A 19,639-nucleotide genomic window follows, 5' to 3' on the forward strand; every position below is an offset into this window, starting at 1 on the left:
GCGGAAGCCTGTGGTCGGGCACGGATTCTCACGCGTGCGCCGGCGCGATGACGCCTCCCGCGCCAGGCGGACGATTCCGCGTCAGGCCAGCACGAGTTCGATGTTCTCGTGATCGGCGAACACGCGCAGCACGAGGTCGAAGTACGTCTCGCCCGCTCCCGCGTCGAGGGCGTCGAGCGCTCTCTGCGCCGGTCCCGCGGCGTACACCTCGGGCCTCTCGAGCTTCGCGCGGTAGTACGCCCGAGTCGCCTCGACCCCCAGCGCCGCGCGGGACGCGGCGTGGTCGACCCAGGTCACGCGGGCCGGGGCCGCCCCGTCGAGCACACCGAACCCGCCGTACAGCAGGTCGTCGAGCGCGTCGAGGCTCTCCCCCAGCGTCCACGGCTCGTCGGGCATGAGCACGCGACCCAGTTCGCGGTAGAGCGAGGCGATGCCGTCGACGCGCGATCCCTCGAGGCGCAAGGTGAGCGGGCTCATGGCGTCTTCCTCTTCTTGATTCTCACGACGAAGGGCCGGAGCCTGACGGCATCCGACCCTCTCGCGACGAGCCCGAGGCCCGCACGTGGACGACCTCAGTTGCCGCCGTTGATGACCGACAGGTAGGCGCCGAAGGGGCGCGAGGCGTCGGTGGTGGCGAAGTCGTCGGCAAGGCCCTCGTGGGGCGTGTTCTCGTTGTGCATTCCCCGAGTGTGACCGACCGGACCCCGAGATCGACGTCGGTTGACATTCGGCTTTACTTCATCTAGCTAAATACTCGCCTACCAAGTATTCAGCCTCAGTCCGCCGCCGCCGCCGTCGGCCCGAGCATGATGATGCCCGCCCCCACGAGCGCCACCGCCGAACCGATGTAGTCCCACGAGGTGGGGCGGAACCCGTCGACGACGATCCCCCACGCGAGCGAGCCGGCCACGAACACCCCGCCATAGGCGGCCAGCACCCGTCCGAAGTGCGCGTCGGGCTGCAGAGCCGCGACGAAGCCGTAGGCGCCGAGGGCCAGGATGCCGAGAAGCGCGAGCCACCACCCGCGATTCTCGCGCACCGCCTGCCAGATGAGCCAGGCCCCGCCGATCTCGGCGACCGCGGCGAGGGCGAAGAGAACGACGATACGCGCGGTGGTCATGCGTCCCAGTTTCTCCTCCGAGGCTCGTTTTCCGAACGAACAGCGCCCGAAAAGACTTCATTGCGAACCCTTACGTTACGGAGAGGGAACATCTCGGTAGTACCGGAGAAAGAGGACTACCGTTCCCCGCAAGGGGGTGAGCATGACTCGACCACGCACCGTGACCCACACTTACACGCTCGACGGCGGATGGCGCAGAGCCCACCACGAACCGCTGACCGTCGACCACGCCGACGACCTGCGCCACCAGGGGGTGACGATGGTACGAGCGCGACGCGGGATGTTCGACAGCCGCGAGCTCTCGCTCCGCGAGTATCCGCCCCGCGCATCGACCCGGCCGCCCACGCCGGCCTGACCGGACGACGGCGCGCCTCACCGCCCGGGTGCCAGCAAGCCGCTCTCGTACGCCGCGATCACCAGCTGCGCCCGATCGTGCGCGCCGAGCTTGATCATCGTGTTCTTCACGTGCGTCTTCGCCGTGTGCGGCGAGATGTACAACACCGCCGCGATCTCGTCGTTCGAGCGACCACGGGCCACGTGCAGCAGCACCTCGCGCTCGCGATCGGTGAGCGCGTCGAGCGAGGCGGGCGCCGGCACGTCGGCGGCGCCCGTGGCCCGCACGTACCGCTCGATGAGCGCGCGGGTCGCGGCGGGAGAGAGCAGCGCGCCGCCCTCGTGCACCGACAGCACGGCCCGCACGATGTCGTCGGGTTCGGCGCCCTTTCCGATGAAACCGCTCGCCCCGGCGCGCAGGGCCGCTACGACGTAATCGTCCTCCTCGAAGGTCGTCAGGATCAGCACGCGCGTGTCGGCCAGCGCGGGATCGGCGCAGATCGCCGCGGTCGCCTCGATGCCGTCCATGCGCGGCATGCGGATGTCCGACACCACGACGTCGGGGCGGAGCCTGCGGGCGAGCGCGACGCCCGCCTCACCGTCGGCGGCCTCGCCCACCACCGAGATCCCGTCGGCGGCGTCGAGGAGGTCGCGCACGGCCGAGCGGATCAGCGACTGGTCGTCGACGACGATCGCGGTGGTCACGAGCCCGACTCCCCCGCACGCGCGGGCAGGGGCAGGCGAGCGGCCAGGCGGTAACCGCCGGGGGCGAGACCGGCCGCGAGGTCGCCGCGCACCGCGTCGACGCGCTCCCGCAGCCCCACCAGACCGAAGCCCGACGACGGCAGTGCCGACTCGGCGGGCTCGGGCACGCGCTCGATCGGATTGGTCACGACCACCTCCAGGTCATCACCGTCGCGACGCAGCAGCACGTGGGCGCGGCGGGTGCTGCCGTGCTTGAGGGCGTTCGTCAGCCCCTCCTGCACGACGCGGTAGGCCACGATGTCGATCCCCCACGGGATGCCGGCGGCTTCGGCATCCGTTCCGATCTCGTCGCGCACCACGACGTCCCAGCCGGCGACCCGCACCGACTCGACGACCTCGGGCACGCGCGCGAGCCCGGGCTGGACGCGGGCGGCGGCGTCGTCGGGCGCGCGGAGCAGGCTCATCATGGTGCCGATCTCGCCGAGCACGTCGCGCGAGGCGGTGCGGATGGTGGCGAGGGCCTCGCGCGCGCGGTCGGGGCGGTTCTCGAGCGTCGACGACGCGACCCCGGCGTTCAGGCTGATCACCGAGATGCGGTGGGCGACGGCATCGTGCAGGTCGCGCGCGATGCGCAGGCGTTCCTCGGTGACGCGTCGGCTTGCCTCGGCCTCGCGCGTCTGCTCGGCGCGACGGGCGCGCTCGACCACCGCCTCGAGGTAGGCACGACGCGAGCGGGCGGCGTCGCCGACGGCTCCCGCGAGCGCGAGCGAGAGGGCCACCTGCAGCACACGGGTGTCCATGCCGGTGACGAGGGCGACGATCACCCCCGCCGACACCACGGCCCCCACGGCGGCAAGGGTCGCCGGCACCGACGTGCGCCGCTGCGCGCGGTGGGCGATGCCGTAGGTGGCGACGACCATCGCGATCGCCCCGCCCGGCGAGAGCGTGCCGAGGGCGAGGGCGACGATCCAGACGGCAACACTCACGGCCAGCACGACCCGCGGCGCCCGGCGACGGAACGGCAGCGCCAGGGCGGGCAGCAGCACGAGCACGAGCACGAACGGGTGCGACGGCCGCATCTCGGCGAAGGGCACGGGCGCGAGGGCTGGGACCGCGACGAGCACGATCAGCACCACGTCGATCATCCAGGGCCGACCGGCCCACGGCGAGCGCGGCGCCGGCTCATTCGTCTCGTCGGGCCTCACGGCTCCAGTCTCCCGCGTCCTGCGGCCCCCGGCCATCGCCTGGCGGGGGCACTCGCGAATCCCCCACCGGGGGTAGACGACCGACCCGGCGGTGGGACGCGCGTGGCTCCGCCGCGAACGAGGCTGAGGTCATGGCATCCGACCCTCCTCCCCCACTGTTCTCGATCACCGATCTGCACAAGTCGTACGGTCGCGGCTCCGCCCGCTTCGACGCCCTGCGCGGGGTGAACCTCGACATCCATCGCGGCGAGAGCATCGCGATCATCGGCAAGAGCGGCTCGGGCAAGTCGACGCTCATGCATCTGCTCGCCCTGATGGACGCCCCGACCCGGGGCACGGTGCGCCTCGACGGGGTGGATGCCACGACCCTCCGCGGACGTCAGCTCAACCGCACCCGCAATCAGACGTTCGGCTTCGTGTTCCAGCAGTTCTTCCTCACGCCCAACGCCTCGGTGTTCGACAACGTCGTGCTGCCGCTGAAGATCGCGGGCGTCGGCCGCGCCGAGCGGAGTCGACGCGGGCGGGCCGCTCTCGCCGAGCTCGACATGGACGACAAGGCGCGCAACAAGGCCACCGCGCTCTCGGGGGGACAGAAGCAGCGCGCGGTGATCGCGCGGGCCCTGGTGAACGACCCGCAGGTGATCTTCGCCGACGAGCCCACCGGCAACCTCGACACGGCCACCGGGGCCGTCGTCGAAGACATCCTGTTCCGGCTCAATCGTGAGCACGGGATCACCCTGATCGTCGTCACCCACGACGAAGACCTCGCCGCGCGCTGCGACCGGCGCGTGCAGATCCGCGACGGTCTCATCGTCGCCGACGAACGGAACGCCGCATGAGAACCGTCGATCTCGTCTCGACCGCCGTCGCGAACACCTTCCGCTCCAAGACGCGCACGATCCTCACCGTGCTGGCGATCTTCGTGGGTGCCTTCACCCTGACCATCACGAACGGCCTCGGTACGGGCATCAACGCGTTCATCGACAAGACGGTCGCCTCGATGGGGGCCTCCGACGTGCTCACGGTGACCAAGACGACGTCGGCGACCTCGACCGGGCCGCAGAAGTACGATCCGGATGCCGTCGCCTCGGCGCAGCAGACCGGCGGCCGCCCCGGCGCCACGGGTGAGGTGACGGCGCTCACCGATCAGGACATCGCGACCGTCTCGCAGCTCCCCGGGGTGGAGAAGGTCGTACCGGTGACGTCGGTGTCGATCGACTACGTCGAGGCCCCCGGCGGGGACCCCTACACGGCGCAGGTGGGCAGTCTCGTCGCCGGTCAGACGCCGCAGATCGCCGACGGGGCGACGCCCGACGACGCCTCTGACGCGCTGCAGGTCGCGCTCCCCGACGCGCTGGTCGCCCCCCTGGGGTTCGCCGACGCGAGCGACGCGGTGGGCGCGACCGTGACGATCGCCGTCACCGATCCGGTGCGCACGCAGCACCTGGTCGAGGCGACCGTGAGCGGGGTGACCGAAGCGGCCTTCGGCGGGACGACCTCGCTCACGACCAACGCGACGCTCGAGAAGACCCTGTTCACCCTCCAGAACACCGGCGTGCCCGCCGACCAGCTCGACCGCTACGCCTCGGCGAGCGCGACCGTGTCGTCGTCGGCGACGACCGCGCAGATCGACGAGGTCAAGGCCGCACTGACCGACGCGGGGTACACGGGAACCACCGTCGCCGATCAGCTCGGCACGTTCGAGTCGGTGATCGACGGCATCGTGCTGGTGCTCAACGCGTTCGCGGTCATCGCCCTCCTGGCGGCGAGCTTCGGCATCGTCAACACCCTGCTCATGTCGGTGCAAGAGCGCACCCGCGAGATCGGTCTGATGAAGGCCATGGGAATGGGCAGCGGCCGTGTCTTCACCCTGTTCAGCCTCGAGGCGATCTTCATCGGTCTGCTGGGCAGCGCTCTCGGCGCCGTCATCGCGATCGGTGTCGGCACCGCCGTCAGCGCGCAGCTCGCGGCGAACCTTTTCAGCGATCTGCCCGGTCTGCAGCTGATCGCCTTCGACCCGGTGTCGATTCTGTTGACCGTGCTCGCGGTGATGGGGATCGCGTTCCTCGCGGGGACGCTCCCGGCGGCACGCGCCGCGCGGGCCGACCCGGTGGAGTCGCTGCGGTACGAATGACGGCCATGCGCCCAGCGGCGGGCCGGGGCGACGGCGGATCACGCCGATGCCCCGGCCCGCCAGGCGGGCGCGGCGATCTCGCTACGACCCCCGCGCCGCCGCGCGCAACCCCGACGGCGGTGGAGTGCTCGTCTGTCATGCTCGCGAAGTGAAGTCGTTCCGTTGCCGCGTCTGCGGAAACCCCCTGTTCTTCGAGAACTCGGTCTGCCTCTCGTGCAGTACCGGCCTCGGGTACTCGCGCGAAGAGGCTGAGATCGTGCCGGTCGATGCGCGGGGCCGGTACATCGACGCCGCCGGACTCATCTGGCACGTCTGCCGCAACCTCAACCTGTCGGGCTGCACGTGGCTCTCGCGCTTCGAGGGTGGCCAGTGCTCGGCCTGCGAGCTGACCCGCGTGCGCCCGAACGACGCCGACGCCCGGGGTCTGTCGCAATACCCGGTTGCCGAACGCGCCAAGCGGTGGCTGCTCGTCGACCTCGACCGCCTCGGCATCCCGATCGCGAGCAAGGCCGAAGACCCCGACCGCGGCCTCTGCTTCGACCTGCTGTCGAGCGTGGCCGAGAACGTCACCATCGGTCACGCCGACGGCGTGATCACGATCGATCTGGCCGAGAGCGACGACGCGCACCGCGTGCGCGTGCAGAGGCAGCTCGGTGAGCCCTATCGCACGATGCTCGGCCACTTCCGCCACGAGGTCGGGCACTACGTCGAGTGGGTCTTCGTCGAGGGCACCGACCGCATCGTCGAGGCGCGCGCGCTGTTCGGCGACGAGACCGCCGACTACCAGGCCGAGATCGACCGCCACTACTCCGAGGGCCCGCCGAGCGACTGGGCGGAGCGGTACATCTCGACCTACGCGAGCATGCACCCCTACGAGGACTTCGCCGAGACGTGGGCGCACGTCCTGCACATCACCGACACGATCGAGACGGCCTCCACCTTCGGGCTGACGAACGTGTCGGGCCCCGGGGAAGTCCCGCGCTTCCGCGAGTTCGTCACCGAGGTGTGGATGCCGCTGTCCGTGGCCCTCAACATGGTCAACCGATCCATGGGCAAGAACGACCTCTACCCGTTCGCCCTCCCCGACCGCGTGCTCGACAAGCTCGACTTCGTCGCGTCGCTGCTGTCCACGCGCTGAGCGGGCTCGGGTCTCACGACCGCGTCGCGAACGCGCCGGGCGTCACACCCCAGACGCGGCGGAAGTGCCGGGTCAGGTGCGCCTGATCGTGGAAGCCCGTCTGCGCGGCGGCGTCGGCCGGACGGCATCCGTTCCCCAACAGCCGCCGCGCGGCGTCGACCCGTCGCCCCACGAGGTACCGGTGCGGGGCGATGCCGTACGTCTCGGAGAACACCCGCACCGCGTGGCTCGGGTGGGCGCCGAGCTCGGCGGCGGCCGCCGCGATCGTGAACGACTCGGTGTAGCGGGAGTCGAGAAGCACGCGAAGCCGACGCGCGAGGGGCACGTCGCGCGTCGCCGGGCGGGCCGTTCCGGCGTGGCGGTACACGGCATCGCGCACGGCCAGCAACCAGTGCTCGGCCGCCATCTCGTCACCCGGGTGCGCCAGGGCCGCGTGCACCCTCCGTGCGGCCGCGTGCGCGGGCGGCGCGGTGACGGTGGGCCGGTGCGCGATCCGGCCCGTCAGCTCATCGGGGAGCCAGTCGCGGCGAAGGTAGAGCACCTGCTTGCGGTACCCCGACCCGGTGACGGCCGGGCGCCCGTCGTGGGCGACGCCCGGGGGCAGCAGGGTCACCGCGGCGGGCGATGCCCGGTGCTCCGCGCGGTCGAGGGCGTAGGTCACCGCGCCGCGGTCGACGAGCATGACGGCCCAGTCCTCGTGGGTGTGCATCGGATAGCTGTGCGCGAAGCTCGCGTGGTAGACCTCGCGCAGCATCGGCACGTCCGGGTGCCACGCGCGCACCCGGTTCTCCATGCAAGAAACGTACAAGACGCCGCGGTACACGGTCGCGATGCTGGAGGGATGACCGACGACATCGCCTCCCCCGCCCCGCAGTTCGACACGAAGGTGGTCGTGGTGCTCGCCGACGACCTCTCGGCCTGGCAGGAGCTCAACGTCACCGCGTTCCTCGCTTCGGGTATCGCCACCAGCGCGCCCGACCTCGTCGGCGAGCCCTACCGCGACGCCGACGGCACCGACTACCTGCCGATGCTCCGCCAGCCCGTGATGGTGCTCACCGCCGACGCGGCTCTCCTCGGCCGCGCCCGGGCGAAAGCGGCCGCGCGCGACGACATCGCCCTGGCGATCTACACGCGCGAACTGTTCACGACCTCGCACGACGCCGCCAATCGGGCCGCCGTCGCCGGCGTCGGTGCCGCCGACCTCGACCTGGTGGGCATCGCCGTGCGCGGTCCGCGCAACGTCGTGGACCGCATCGTCAAGGGCGCCGTGTTCCACGCCTGAGTTCCGCGAACGGGGGCGATGCGGTGCAGCCGCGCACCTCGGCGAGGCCGAAGGGGCCGCGGCATCCGTTCTAGTCGAGCGCCGCAGCCGCGGTCGCCGCGTCCAGCAGCGATGCCACGGCTTCCTGCTCCTTCGCGGCGACCCCTGTGAGGGCGGCCGAGAAGGCGTCGTCGAAACGGGTGAGGCAGTCCCACGGTTCGACGCTCAAATCGACCTGGGCGAAGATGTGGTTCGCACGCCGGTCGTCGAGGTCGACCTCTCGGCGCAGGATGTCCCGGCGCACGAGGCGGTCGACGATGGTGGTCACTCCCGCCGACGTGACGCCGAGGTGCTGCCGCAGTTCCGAGGGGCGGATGCCGGGATTCCGGGTGATGTGCAGCACGGCGACGACATCGACCTCGTTCAAGCCCAGAATGCGGCGGGCCTCGGCGAGACAGCGCGCCCGTTCCACGAGATACCGGTTCAGCGCGGCAACGACAGGGGAGGATTCGTTCGTCATATCGATTCAGTTCGTTTCGCGGCTCTTCTGCGCGTGTATACCTCACGGTACCCGGCGGGGCGTCGGCACCCGCCGCGGCGCGGGGCACTTGACATCGCGACCGTTGTGGTGGGGGTGCCTCCACGTCGCACTTCGTCGACGATGCCATCGACATGTGCAGACGCGAAGCGCCGCACCCCCATGATCCGGGATGCGGCGCTTCGGCGGGACGCCTTACTTCATGCGTCCGAAGGTCGCATCGATGTCGGCCATATCCATCGCGGCCGTCGCCTCGATCAGCTCGCGCAGTTCGGCATCCGCTCCGGGAGAGAACTCCTCGAGACGTTCGGGCGCCAGGGTGATCGGGGTGCCGACGGGTGCCTGCTCGCTGGCGTCGAGCTGCGTCCCGTCGTGAGACGGCGAAGCACCCTGGAAGATCTTGCCCGCCTCGGACTGGTTGCCGAGGTCGAAGGAGTACTGCTTGCTCTGCAGGCCGAGGTCGAGCAGCCGCTTGACCTCGGGGAACTGCTCGGCGTTCGTCTTCGGAATCGGCAGCGAGGTGCGCCAGTTCACCCCGAGCGTTTCGAGAGCTTTGGCGTACGCGTTCTCATGGGCCTGGTCGCGCACGATCAAGTACGCGATGGTGCTGCGCGCCATCTTGTTGTCGGTCATCTCGTACAGCCGGCACTTCTGCAGGCGCCCGGTCGATTCGAGCATGAGGTTGTACAGCAAATCGAGCACGAGGTTGCCGGAGTTGTAGACGTAGCTTCCCGACCACGGGTTGCCCGCCGCATCCACGGGCAGCGCACCCTGAGCACCGACGAGGTAGTGGTGGATGTTGCTGTGGTCCACCGCGATGCTCAGCGGAGTTGCGCCGCCGGCTCCCGGCTGATCCACCGAGTCGCTCGGCTTGCCCTGATACGCGGGAGAGCCGTCCAACAGGCGGGAGATGGTGGTGCCGATGAGTTCGACGTGGCTGATCTCTTCGGTTCCGATGCCCTGAATCAGATCCTTATACGCCTTACCGGACGGGCCGCGGAAGTTGATGCTCTGGAACAGGTACTGCATCATCGTGCGCATCTCGCCGAATTGACCGCCCAGACCCTCTTGAAGGGCATTGGCCGCCGCCGGATCGGGCTCGTCCTGAGCGATTTCATTGATGAATTCCTGCAGGTGGAAATACATGGTGCCTCCGAGGGGGAATGGTCCTCGCAGTGTCCGCAGCATCGGGAAGCGCCGCTCCCCCCTCGCTATCGCGGGCGACGGCGGGTACGCTTCCCGGGCTGTTGCGCCGGAGGTTTAGTGGCACGCAGACGGGGCGTCGGGCACCACACCTGCGACCGCCCCGCCCGCGGCATCGTGAGGCCTCGGCAGCTCGCATCACGGTGGCCCGGCGGTATCGTCATCACCGTGCGCATCGTCGTATCCGGAACCCACGCCAGCGGTAAGAGCACCCTCATCTCGGACTTCGCGTCCCGGCATCCGGAGTTCACCGTGTTGCCCGATCCGTTCGAACTCGTCGATGAGGACGATGCGGTGGGCGCAGCGCTTTTCGCGGCGCAGCTCCGCATCGCCGCTGACCGGCTCACCGACGAACCGGGTCGCGCGCACGTCATCGCAGAACGCGGACCGCTGGATTTCCTCGCCTACCTCCTCGCCCTGGCAGACCTGGGCAGCGCCGAGCTCGACGAGGAGTTCCGCGAGCGGGCGGTGGCCAGGACAGCGGGCGCACTCCGCACCGTCGATCTGCTCATCGTCCTCCCCGTGACGGACCGCGACCCGATCCACGTCAGCGCCGACGAGCACCTCGAGCTACGCGCCGCCATGAACGACGCGCTGCTCGACCTCCTCGACGACCCGGACCTCATCGGAGGGCACCTCACGGTCGTCGAGCTCGCCGGGACTCCCCTGGAACGACTCACCGCGCTCGAGACACTCACCGGAGTCACTGGGCCGGTCTGACGTCATGGAGACGTGTGGCCCACGCACCCCGAGATCTTCACGAGGCGGCAGCCGCTCGCGTGTTCGTCGATCCGGTGCGCATCTCTCGCGTGAAGGGTGTGAATGTCACCATGACGTCCGAGGTGTACACGACCTCGACCGACCGCCGGTGGCGCCCATTCTGCCGCGGGCTCAGACCAGTCAGACCGTGTCCAGAAACGACGAAGCCCTGGTGAGAGTTACCTCTCACCAGGGCTTATCTGTCGGGATGACAGGATTTGAACCTGCGACCCCTTGACCCCCAGTCAAGTGCGCTACCAAGCTGCGCCACATCCCGTTACCCGCGAGCGGGCAACTCCCCTATATTAGCCCCTCCCCGACCCCGCCGCGAACCAGCGCACGCCCCGGGCGTGTGGGGCTCGGCGGCCCGTTCTTGCGCGCGGAGGATTGTCGATGTCGGAGCCCCTCGCTACCGTCGCGTCATGACCATCGAGATCCTCCCCGCGACCGGCGACCGTTTCGACGACGCCGAGACGGCACTCGACAGCGGTGACGGCCCCGAGTGCCAATGCCAGTGGTGGCTGCTGCCGAACGGCCCCTGGAAAGAGGCCTCCGTCGATCAGCGCACCGACCTGTTTCGCGCCGAGCTCGACGGTCCCCGTCCGCCGGGCCTCATCGCCTACGTCGACGGCGAGCCCGCGGGATGGGTGCGCGTCGGCCCCCGTGTCGCGCAGCCCCGTCTGCTGCGCACGCGCGACGTGACCTCGTCGACCGCCGAGAGCCTCGACGCCGATGATGTCTGGGCGGTCTCGTGCTTCGTCGTGCGCACGCAGCACCGCGGGCGGGGCCTCGCGGCGAAGCTGCTGGATGCCGCGATCTCCACCGCCCGAGAAGCCGGCGCCCGGGTGGTCGAGGGGTATCCCCTCGACCCGAAGGCGGCGAAGCGCTCGTCGAACCAGCTCTTCCGCGGCACGGTGTCGGTGTTCGAAGACGCGGGGTTCACCATCGTCGACCGGCCGAAGCCCGACCGCGCGCTCGTCTCGCTCACCCTGCGGGACTGACCCGCGCGCGCCCGCGCCCATGCCCGTGCCCGTGCCCGTGCCCGTGCCCGTGCCCGTGCCCGTATGAGCCCCCGCGCTGTACGCCAGCAGCACCGGCCCGTGTCGGTAACGGCGCCCGAGACGCCCACCCGCAGCACCCCACTTACGATGGGAGTTCCCCCGACGAAAGACCTGACATGACCGACGCCCCCACCAGCGCCCGCGTCGACGCGTGGCTGTGGGCGGTGCGCGTCTACAAGACCCGGTCGGCCGCGACGACCGCATGCCGCGCGGGTCACGTGCGCGTCAACGGCGACCGGGCCAAGGCGGCTCAGCCGGTGCGTCCGGGCGACGAGTTGCGGGTGCGCGTTCAGGGCTTCGACCGCATCCTGGTGGTGAAGAAGACCATCGCCAAGCGCGTGGGAGCAGCCCTCGTCGCCGAGTCGGTCGACGACCGCACTCCCCCACCGCCCCCGCGCGAGAGCGTGCCCTTCGTTCCCGTCCGCGACCGCGGAGCCGGTCGGCCGACCAAGCGTGATCGTCGCGACATCGAGAAGCTGCGCGGCCGAGACGGCGAGTGAGGCACCGGCCGCCACGACCCGGCGGTCGCAACCCCGCGCACAACCTCCGCGATGCGCACAACTTCAGCCACCCACGCCTGAATCGAACGGAGGTTGCGCTCATCGCTGAGCCTGCCCCGCGCCACGGCACCAGCGACAACCCCGCAGCGCCGGCGAACGAGCCCGACGTACGCGCGTGCGCTCAGTCCAACTGCTCCAGCAGCCACCGCGTGCCCTGCGCGATGGCGCCGAGCTCCTGCACCCGCGCGGCGAGGCCCCGGTCGCTCGTCACGACGATCACCGGGCTGTGCAGCGCGACCAGCTCGTGTGTGACGGCGACGATCTCATCGTCTCCGGAACCCTCGGCGATGCGCACCGAGACGCCGGCCCCGTCGACGGCGGCAGAGCGCGCCTGGCCCTCCAGCACCGCGGTGACCGGCGGAAACCAGCGCGTCGCCGAGAGGCCGAGGGTGTCGGCATCCATTCCCGCCACAGCCCTCGCCGAGACACGCGCGAGCAGTCGCGATGCTGCTCCGGCGCGATCCTTCCACCAGCCGTCGGGCACCGACCCGACGACGTTGGCGACGTCGACGACCACCGCGGGTCGCGTCGACAGCGCGGTGCGCAGCGCGGGCCACGCCGAGGCGAAGCCCGGATGCAGGGGCAGAGAGTCGACCCGGTCGACGGCGACCCACTCGAGGGCCACGCTCTCGGGGTCGCTGATCACGGGCTCGAACGGCACCGTGACGTCGGCGACGAGGGTCGAGTACGACCAGATCCCGAGGTCGAGGACGCTCTCGAAACGTGCCCGCACGGCATCCGCCGGCACTCCGGCCTCTTCGCCCGACTCGCGCAGGGCGCCGTCGAGGGCCGATTCGTTCTCGTGGCGCGCACCCCCGGGCAGAGCCCAGGTGTCGCCGAAGTGACTCCACGAGACCCGGTGCTGCAGCAGCACGCCCCGCCGCGGATCGAGTGCGAGCAGACCCGCTGCGCCGAAACGACCCCAGTACTTCTCGCCCGTCGGCGCGACCACCCAGGCGTCGCCGGGGTCGCGGGGCCCGTGCGGGCGCCGCGGTTCGCCCGGGGCGGGAGGCTGGATCGTCATCCTCCCCAGCCTGGCACACCCCGGCCGCGCGTGGATCGTCGGGCGTCACACGGCGCCGTGATCGGCCGGCGTTCCTCCGCAAACGCCACGCGCCCCGGCTCCACGAGGAAACCGGGGCGCGATGAAAGCGAGGATCAGCGGTCGAAACGCGCACCCTCGGGCTTCGGGCCCATCAGCATGAACACCAAGAGCACGATGCCACCGACCAACGGGACCAGACCGATGAAGATCCAGAAGCCGCTCTTGTCGGAGTCGTGCAGGCGACGCACGACCAGGGCCAGGTACGGCACGATCGTCGCGAGCGACCAGATGATGTAGACGATGTAGAAGACGAGGCCGACGCCCGAGGGAGTGGCCATCATTCCGTACTCGTCGACCGTGCCGGCGCCGCCGGTGGCCGCGGCGAGCACGTTCAGGACGCCGCCGACGATGAACATGACCAGCACCCACCACCAGAACTCGCTGCGGCTGGCGCGGCCCGAGAAGGTGGCGTACTTCTTGAAGAAGCGCTTGACGGCGGCGCCGATCGGCGCGCCGTAGTACGGCTGAGCCAGAGGCGGCTCGATCGTGGAATTGCTCATGGTTCCCCCAGGCTGAAGTTTCGATCACGACGGTGCGGGCGGGTATTGCACCGCCGCGAATGAACCTTATCGAACCTGAGTGTTGGCTGTGCACACGACGCATGTGTGCTGTACGCCGGTCCCCTTCGCCAGGACCACGCCCGCAGACGCCGAATGCCCCGATCCCTCGCGGGGACCGGGGCATTCGAGACACGCGTCAGCGCTGGCGCTTCTCGCGGATGCGCATGTTGAGCACGATCGGGGTGCCGTCGAAGCCGTAGATCTCGCGCAGGCGACGCTGGATGAAGCGGCGGTAGCCCGGGTCGAGGAATCCGGTCGTGAACAGCACGAATGTCGGCGGACGCGTCGCCGCCTGGGTGCCGAACAGGATGCGGGGCTGCTTGCCGCCGCGCAGCGGGTGCGGGTGCTCGGCCACGAGCTCCGACAGGAACGCGTTGAACTTGCCGGTCGGAATGCGGGTGTCCCACGACTCCAGGGCCGTCTCGAGCGCCGGCACCAGCTTGTCGAGGTGGCGGCCGGTGCGGGCCGAGATGTTCACGCGCGGGGCCCACGCGACGTGCGCGAGGTCCTGCTCGATCTCACGCTCGAGGTACCGACGACGGTCCTGGTTCTCCATGTCGTCGTCGTTCAGGCGGTCCCACTTGTTGAACGCCAGCACGAGCGCGCGGCCCGATTCGAGCACCAGGTCGATGATGTTCAGGTCCTGCACGCTGATCGGCTGCGAGACGTCGATCACGACGACCGCGACCTCCGACTTCTCCAGCGCCGTCGAGGTGCGCAGCGACGCGTAGAAGTCGGCACCCTGCTGAAGGTGCACGCGACGACGGATGCCGGCGGTGTCGACCAGCGTCCAGAGCTTGCCGCCGAGCTCGACGACCTCGTCGACGGGGTCGCGGGTGGTGCCGGCCAGCTCGTTGACGACGACGCGCTCTTCGCCCGCCGCCTTGTTGAGCAGCGACGACTTGCCGACGTTGGGGCGTCCGAGGATCGCGACGCGACGCGGGCCGCCGATCTCGTACCGTGCCACGGCCGAGACCTCGGGAAGCACCTTCATGATCTCGTCGAGCAGGTCGGCCACGCCGCGGCCGTGAATGGCCGAGACGGGGTGCGGCTCGCCCAGGCCGAGGTTCCACAGGGCGGCAGCCTCGGGCTCGTGGCGGGCGTCGTCGACCTTGTTCGCGATGAGGAACACCGGCTTGCCGCTCTTGCGCAGCAGCTTCACGACGTGCTCGTCGGTCGAGGTCGCCCCCACCGTGGCATCCACCACGAACAGCACGATGTCGGCGAGGTCGATCGCGACCTCGGCTTGCGCTGCCACCGAACGGTCGATACCGCGCGCGTCGGGCTCCCAGCCGCCGGTGTCGACGAGCGAGAACCGCCGGTCGAGCCACTCGGCCTTGTAGGTGACGCGGTCGCGGGTGACACCGGGGGTGTCCTCGACGACCGCCTCACGGCGCCCGAGGATGCGGTTCACCAACGCCGACTTGCCGACGTTCGGCCGGCCGACGATCGCGACGACCGGCAGCGCCGGCAGGAACTCGATGGCTCCTTCGCCCGACGCGAGGCCCGCGAGCAGCGCGGCATCCTCTTCGTCGAGGTCGAAGTCCTCGAGTCCCGCGCGCAACGCTTCGGCCCGCTGTTCGGCGAGCACCTCGTCGAGCTGCTCCATCTTTTCGGCGAGCTGGTCGGGCCCGCCTTCGTACTCGTCTTCAACGCCCATCGCGGGCTCCCATCGTGGAGTCGACGACGCTCAGCACGGCGTCGACGGTCTGTTCGAAATCGAGGTGGGTCGAATCGACGACCTGCACGCCGGGGGCGGCGGTGAGGAAGTCGACGACCGTGGAATCTGCGGCGTCGCGCTGGTGCAGAGCTGCGGCGACCTTGGCGGCGTCGTGCCCTGTCAGCTCGGCGCTGCGACGCGCGGCGCGCACCTCGGGCGCCGCGGTCAGAAGAATGCGCACGGGCGCGTCGGGGAACACGACCGTGGTGATGTCGCGGCCTTCGACGACGACGCCGCGAAGACCCGCGGATGCCACGAGCCGGCGGAACAGCTCGTTCACCGCGTGCCGCACGGTGGCCACCCGCGCGACGCCGCTGACGGCGTCGGTCACGCGGGGTTCGCGGATCGCGGCGGTCACGTCGGTGCCACCGACGCGCACCCAGCGGTCGGACGCGTCGAGCGAGATCGCGTAGTCGAAGTCGCCGAACACCTCGACCACGGCCGTGGCGTCGGAGGTGTCGATCCCGTGCTGCAGCGCGTGCCAGGCGAGCGCGCGGTAGGCGGCGCCGGTGTCGAGGAAGCCGTACCCGAGGCGGGTCGCGGCGGCCTTCGACACGCTCGACTTCCCGCTGCCGGCCGGGCCGTCGACGGCCACGACGACGGGAGCCGCTGCTCCCGCGGGCGTCGTGGTCAGCGAGGGGGTGGAGTCAGTCATGGGTGGTGCTCGCAATCCGCCATCCGCGCTGCTGGAGTCCGTCGACGGCCCGGCGGACCGCGTCGGGGACGACGCTGATCTCGGCCAAGCCGAAGGGGGCACCGGGCGAGTGCTCGAGGCGTAGGTCTTCGACGTTGACGTCGAGGTCACCGAGTTCGCCGAACAGGCGACCCAGCTGGCCGGAGGTGTCGTCGACCATGACGACGAAAGTATCGAAACGGCGGTTCTGGCCGTGCTTGCCGGGCAGGCGTTCGACGCCCTCGTTGCCCCGGCGGATCGTGTCGGCGACCGTGCGGCGGGCTCCCGGCACGTCGGGGTCGCGCAGGGCGTCGGCGACGTCGCCGAGGTCGGCGGCGAGCTGGTCGAGCACCTCGACCACGGGGGCCGCGTTCGCGCCCAGGATCTGCACCCACAGCTCGGGGGCCGACGCCGCGATGCGCGTCGTGTCGCGCACGCCCTGGCCCGCGAGCCGCAGCGAGCCGTCGGGGGCCTCGATGAAGCGCCCGGCGAGCAGGCTCGCCACCAGCTGCGGCACGTGCGACATGAGCGCGACGGACTCGTCGTGCTCTTCGGGCGTCATCTCGATGAGCGTCGCACCGAGGTCGAGCGCGAGCCCTTCGACGAGCGACAGGTCGTGGGCCGAGGTCTCGCCGTCGCGGCAGACCACCCACGGACGCCCCACGAAGATGTCGGCGCGGGCCGAGATGGCTCCCCCGCGCTCGCGCCCGGCCATGGGGTGCGAGCCGATGTAGTGCGTGAGGTCGACGCCGCGCTCGCGCAGGGTGCGCAGCGGCTCGAGCTTCACGCTCGCGACGTCGGTGATCACGGCAGCGGGGAACGCCGCGAGCTCGCGCTGCACGACGTCGGCGACGACGTCGGGAGGCGTGGCGACGACGATGAGCGAGGGCGCGTCATCAGGTTGCTCGGCGCGGCCGGCGCCGTAATCGATGGCCAGACGCAGCTGCGACGGAGACGCGTCGACGAGCACGACGTCGACGCCGCGGGCCGTGAGCGCGTGACCGATGCTCGCGCCGAGGAGTCCGGAGCCGACGATGCGGACAGTGCCGCTCGTGCGGGTCGCCAAAGGCCCGGCCGCGCGCGCGGACGTTTCCTTCGGTTCGGTCATCGGGTCTCCTGCTGCCCTGGGCGGCGCCGCTCGCGCCGCGAGACGCGCCGCCGAGTCACTCGGCCGGATCGGCCGGGGTGTCACCGTCTCGACGAGACAGCGTGAGAAGGGCGCCTCGTTCTACTGTAGTCAACTCGCGTGCCTTGCCCACCGGGAGAGTTCCCAGGTGGAGGGGACCGAACTGCCGCCGCACGAGTTCGATGACCGGGTGTCCGACCTCGTCCATCATGCGTCGGACGATGCGGTTCTTGCCCGAGTGCAGCGTGAGCTCGACCAGGCTCTCGCCCCGCGACGCGTCGAGCAGGCGTGCCTTGTCGGCGGCGATCCGCCCGTCCTCGAGGTCGACGCCCCGGGTCAGCTTCGCGATGGTCTGCGGCGTGACGAGCCCCTCGACCTTGGCGATGTACACCTTCGTCACCCCGAACGAGGGGTGGGCGAGCACGTGGGCGAGGTCGCCGTCGTTGGTCAGCACGAGCAGGCCGCTCGTGTCGGCATCCAGTCGTCCGACGTTGTAGAGGCGTTCCTCCCACTCGTCGGCCCACTCCCGCAGGTCGGGGCGACCGCGGTCGTCGTTCATCGAGCTGACGACACCGGTCGGCTTGTTCAGCACCACGTAGCGCTTGGACTCGTCGAGCTGGATGGCGACGCCGTCGACGTCGACGAGGTCGGTCTCGGGGTGGATGCGCGAGCCCAGCTCGGTGACGGTCTCGCCGTTCACGCGCACGCGGCCCTCGACGATCATGTTCTCGGCCACGCGCCGCGAGGCCACGCCCGCATTGGCGAGCACCTTCTGCAGGCGGATGCCCTCGTCGCTCGCGGAGCCTGCGCCCCCGGTCGCTGCGCCTGTCGAAGCGTCGCTCATTTCAGTACCTCTCCGTCGAATCCGTCGGCGCCGTCGTCGAGCAACGGCGAGATGTGCGGCAGCTCGTCGAGCGAGTTGATGCCGAGGTTGACCAGCAGCTGGTCGGTGGTCCCGTAGTGGATGGCGCCCGTGTCGGGGTCGGTGAAGGCCTCGGCGATCAGCCCCCGCGACAGCAGCGTGCGAACGACCGAGTCGACGTTCACCGCGCGGATGGATGCCACCTGCCCGCGCGTGACGGGCTGCTTGTACGCGATGACGGCCAGGGTCTCGAGCGCCGCCTGCGACAGGCGCGAGGGTGCCTGGGTGTTGACGAACTCGCCGACGACGTCGTCGTACTCCTCGCGCACGTACAACCGCCATCCCCCGCCGACCTCGCGCAGTTCGAAGCCGCGCACGGGTCCGCCGGTCTGTCCGTCGTAGTCGGCGACGAGGCCCGCGACGGCCTGGCGCACCGCGGGCACGGGGGCGGCGACCGCGGCGGCGAGACTCACGAGGCTCTGCGGCTCGTCGAGCACGAGCAGGATCGCCTCGAGGCGTCGGGCGACGGATGTCGGATCGGTCGGGCGGGCGACGGGCGCGGTAACAGGGTGCTCCGCGGGTGCGACGGCGTCGACGGGGGTCGCCGCGGCGTCGACGGCGACGGCGGGGGGATCAGCGGTCATAGTCGGCTCCGAGGGCGGCGAGGTTCTCTTCCGACCACCGTTCGGCGGTCCAGCGCAGCGTCAATTCTCCCAGGGGTTCGAGCTGCTCGAACGACAGGGCGGCGTGGCGGTACAGCTCGAGGATCGACAGGAAGCGTGCCACGACGACCCCGGTCTCGGTGACTCCGGCCACGAGGTCGCGGAAGTTCAGGGTACCGGCGGAGCGCAGCAGGGTCACGACGATGGCGGCCTGCTCGCGGATGCTCACGAGCGGGGCGTGCAGGTGATCGAGGCCGACGGTGGGGATCTGCTTCGGGGCGAGCGCCACGACCGCCAGCGCCGCGAAGTCCGCGGCGTTCAGCGTCCATTTCAGCTCCGGCACGGCGCTGCGGTACTTCTCGTCGAGGCGCACGGCACGCGTATGGCGGCGGTCCTCGCGCTGCAGGCAGCGGGCGAACCACGCCGACACCTCTTTGAACGCCCGGTACTGCAGCAGGCGGGCGAACAGCAGGTCGCGTGCCTCCAGCAGCGCCACGGACTCGGCATCCACCAGCTCGCCCTGCGGCAGCAGACCCGCGATCTTCATGTCGAGCAGGGTCGCGGCGACCACCAGGAACTCCGACGCCTCATCGAGATCGCCGTCGGGCCCCATCGCGCGCAGGTAGGCGATGAACTCGTCGGTCACGCGGCTGAGGGCGACCTCGGTGATGTCGAGCTCGGCCCGCGAGATGAGCGTGAGCAGCAGGTCGAAGGGACCGTCGAAATCGGGAAGGGTGACGCGGAAGCCCGCGGGCTCGGGGGCCGAGGCGGGCTCGGTCACCGGCGCGGGCTCGGGCGCTGGCTCGGGCGCTGGCTCGGGCTCGGTCACCGGCGCGGGCTCGGTCGCCGGCTCGGGCACCGACGCCGGCCGGGAGTCCGAGGCCGGAGCATCGAGCGTCGCGGCGGGGGCGCCG

General features: G+C 70.6%; 23 protein-coding genes and 1 tRNA gene. 8 read left to right on the forward strand and 16 right to left on the reverse strand.

Annotation, left to right across the window (positions count from 1 at the left end; all coding sequences use genetic code 11):
* Positions 1–81: 81 nt before the first annotated feature.
* Positions 82–477 (reverse strand): hypothetical protein, encoded by a 396-nt coding sequence (locus IFU40_RS09185; RefSeq protein WP_055835373.1) that lies wholly within the window; start codon positions 475–477, stop codon positions 82–84.
* Positions 478–775: 298 nt separating this feature from the next.
* Positions 776–1,120, reverse strand: a complete 345-nt coding sequence (locus tag IFU40_RS09190; protein WP_191926136.1) for a YnfA family protein — start codon at positions 1,118–1,120, stop codon at positions 776–778.
* Positions 1,121–1,262: 142 nt separating this feature from the next.
* Between IFU40_RS09190 and IFU40_RS09195 the strand changes: the two genes are divergently transcribed.
* A complete protein-coding gene (locus tag IFU40_RS09195) occupies positions 1,263–1,475 on the forward strand; it encodes a hypothetical protein (protein WP_083285677.1) in 213 nt (70 codons plus the stop codon).
* 17 nt (positions 1,476–1,492) lie between these two features.
* On the opposite strand, the gene IFU40_RS09200 is transcribed toward IFU40_RS09195, so the two are convergent.
* Together IFU40_RS09200 and IFU40_RS09205 are read right to left on the reverse strand one after the other, a co-directional pair.
* Positions 1,493–2,158, reverse strand: coding sequence for a response regulator (locus IFU40_RS09200; protein WP_191926137.1), 666 nt, complete (start codon positions 2,156–2,158; stop codon positions 1,493–1,495).
* Positions 2,155–3,363: a histidine kinase gene (locus tag IFU40_RS09205; RefSeq protein WP_191926138.1), complete on the reverse strand. Its 1,209-nt coding sequence runs from the start codon at positions 3,361–3,363 to the stop codon at positions 2,155–2,157. The genes IFU40_RS09200 and IFU40_RS09205 overlap by 4 nt, the downstream gene beginning before the upstream one ends.
* Positions 3,364–3,494: 131 nt before the next feature.
* Here IFU40_RS09205 and IFU40_RS09210 point away from each other — a divergent pair, with 131 nt between their 5' ends.
* The 3 genes from IFU40_RS09210 (at position 3,495) to IFU40_RS09220 (ending at position 6,635) form a co-directional block, all read left to right on the forward strand.
* A complete protein-coding gene (locus IFU40_RS09210; RefSeq protein WP_191926139.1) occupies positions 3,495–4,202 on the forward strand; it encodes an ABC transporter ATP-binding protein in 708 nt (235 codons plus the stop codon).
* Positions 4,199–5,497, forward strand: a complete 1,299-nt coding sequence (locus IFU40_RS09215) for an ABC transporter permease (RefSeq protein WP_191926140.1) — start codon at positions 4,199–4,201, stop codon at positions 5,495–5,497. Before IFU40_RS09210 ends, IFU40_RS09215 begins: the two co-directional genes overlap by 4 nt.
* A 148-nt stretch (positions 5,498–5,645) precedes the next feature.
* On the forward strand, positions 5,646–6,635 hold the full coding sequence (locus IFU40_RS09220) for a putative zinc-binding metallopeptidase (protein WP_191926141.1): 990 nt from the start codon (positions 5,646–5,648) through the stop codon (positions 6,633–6,635).
* Between the two features lie 13 nt (positions 6,636–6,648).
* On the opposite strand, the gene IFU40_RS09225 is transcribed toward IFU40_RS09220, so the two are convergent.
* Entirely contained in the window at positions 6,649–7,428 is a 780-nt protein-coding gene (locus tag IFU40_RS09225) for a helix-turn-helix transcriptional regulator (RefSeq protein ID WP_191916801.1), read from the reverse strand.
* A gap of 48 nt (positions 7,429–7,476) precedes the next feature.
* Between IFU40_RS09225 and IFU40_RS09230 the strand changes: the two genes are divergently transcribed.
* On the forward strand, positions 7,477–7,917 hold the full coding sequence (locus tag IFU40_RS09230) for a DUF2000 domain-containing protein (RefSeq protein WP_191926142.1): 441 nt from the start codon (positions 7,477–7,479) through the stop codon (positions 7,915–7,917).
* A 70-nt stretch (positions 7,918–7,987) separates the two neighbouring features.
* Here the strand turns inward: IFU40_RS09230 and IFU40_RS09235 are convergent, their stop codons facing one another.
* Both IFU40_RS09235 and IFU40_RS09240 read right to left on the reverse strand, forming a co-directional pair.
* Entirely contained in the window at positions 7,988–8,416 is a 429-nt protein-coding gene (locus IFU40_RS09235; protein WP_191926143.1) for a MarR family winged helix-turn-helix transcriptional regulator, read from the reverse strand.
* Positions 8,417–8,629: 213 nt separating this feature from the next.
* Positions 8,630–9,580, reverse strand: a complete 951-nt coding sequence (locus tag IFU40_RS09240; protein ID WP_191926144.1) for a manganese catalase family protein — start codon at positions 9,578–9,580, stop codon at positions 8,630–8,632.
* 225 nt (positions 9,581–9,805) lie between these two features.
* Between IFU40_RS09240 and IFU40_RS17190 the strand changes: the two genes are divergently transcribed.
* Positions 9,806–10,357 carry an AAA family ATPase gene (locus IFU40_RS17190; protein ID WP_191926145.1) on the forward strand — a complete coding sequence of 184 codons (552 nt, stop codon included), beginning with the start codon at positions 9,806–9,808 and terminating at the stop codon, positions 10,355–10,357.
* Positions 10,358–10,599: 242 nt separating this feature from the next.
* Here the strand turns inward: IFU40_RS17190 and IFU40_RS09250 are convergent.
* Positions 10,600–10,673 (reverse strand) — tRNA-Pro (locus IFU40_RS09250).
* Between the two features lie 145 nt (positions 10,674–10,818).
* On the opposite strand from IFU40_RS09250, the gene IFU40_RS09255 reads away from it, so the two are divergent.
* Entirely contained in the window at positions 10,819–11,397 is a 579-nt protein-coding gene (locus IFU40_RS09255) for a GNAT family N-acetyltransferase (RefSeq protein WP_191915375.1), read from the forward strand.
* Between the two features lie 176 nt (positions 11,398–11,573).
* Complete coding sequence (locus IFU40_RS09260) at positions 11,574–11,957, forward strand: RNA-binding S4 domain-containing protein (RefSeq protein ID WP_070408197.1); 384 nt, start codon at positions 11,574–11,576, stop codon at positions 11,955–11,957.
* Between the two features lie 181 nt (positions 11,958–12,138).
* On the opposite strand, the gene IFU40_RS09265 is transcribed toward IFU40_RS09260, so the two are convergent.
* The 8 genes from IFU40_RS09265 to IFU40_RS09300 form a co-directional block, all read right to left on the reverse strand.
* A complete protein-coding gene (locus tag IFU40_RS09265; RefSeq protein WP_191926146.1) occupies positions 12,139–13,041 on the reverse strand; it encodes an NUDIX domain-containing protein in 903 nt (300 codons plus the stop codon).
* A gap of 134 nt (positions 13,042–13,175) precedes the next feature.
* Entirely contained in the window at positions 13,176–13,622 is a 447-nt protein-coding gene (locus IFU40_RS09270; protein ID WP_055937187.1) for a DUF805 domain-containing protein, read from the reverse strand.
* A 196-nt stretch (positions 13,623–13,818) separates the two neighbouring features.
* Complete coding sequence (der, locus tag IFU40_RS09275) at positions 13,819–15,342, reverse strand: ribosome biogenesis GTPase Der (RefSeq protein WP_055835296.1); 1,524 nt, start codon at positions 15,340–15,342, stop codon at positions 13,819–13,821.
* Positions 15,332–16,057, reverse strand: coding sequence for a (d)CMP kinase (gene cmk, locus IFU40_RS09280; protein ID WP_055937184.1), 726 nt, complete (start codon positions 16,055–16,057; stop codon positions 15,332–15,334). The genes der and cmk overlap by 11 nt, the downstream gene beginning before the upstream one ends.
* Positions 16,050–17,183, reverse strand: coding sequence for a prephenate dehydrogenase (locus tag IFU40_RS09285; protein ID WP_191926147.1), 1,134 nt, complete (start codon positions 17,181–17,183; stop codon positions 16,050–16,052). The genes cmk and IFU40_RS09285 overlap by 8 nt, the downstream gene beginning before the upstream one ends.
* 55 nt (positions 17,184–17,238) lie before the next feature.
* Entirely contained in the window at positions 17,239–18,045 is an 807-nt protein-coding gene (locus tag IFU40_RS09290; RefSeq protein WP_191926148.1) for a pseudouridine synthase, read from the reverse strand.
* Complete coding sequence (scpB, locus tag IFU40_RS09295; RefSeq protein WP_249404161.1) at positions 18,042–18,707, reverse strand: SMC-Scp complex subunit ScpB; 666 nt, start codon at positions 18,705–18,707, stop codon at positions 18,042–18,044. The genes IFU40_RS09290 and scpB overlap by 4 nt, the downstream gene beginning before the upstream one ends.
* Positions 18,697–19,554: a segregation/condensation protein A gene (locus IFU40_RS09300; RefSeq protein ID WP_191926447.1), complete on the reverse strand. Its 858-nt coding sequence runs from the start codon at positions 19,552–19,554 to the stop codon at positions 18,697–18,699. Before IFU40_RS09300 ends, scpB begins: the two co-directional genes overlap by 11 nt.
* Positions 19,555–19,639: the final 85 nt, after the last annotated feature.

This window comes from Microbacterium sp. CFBP 13617, from assembly GCF_014839445.1.
Taxonomy (GTDB): domain Bacteria; phylum Actinomycetota; class Actinomycetes; order Actinomycetales; family Microbacteriaceae; genus Microbacterium.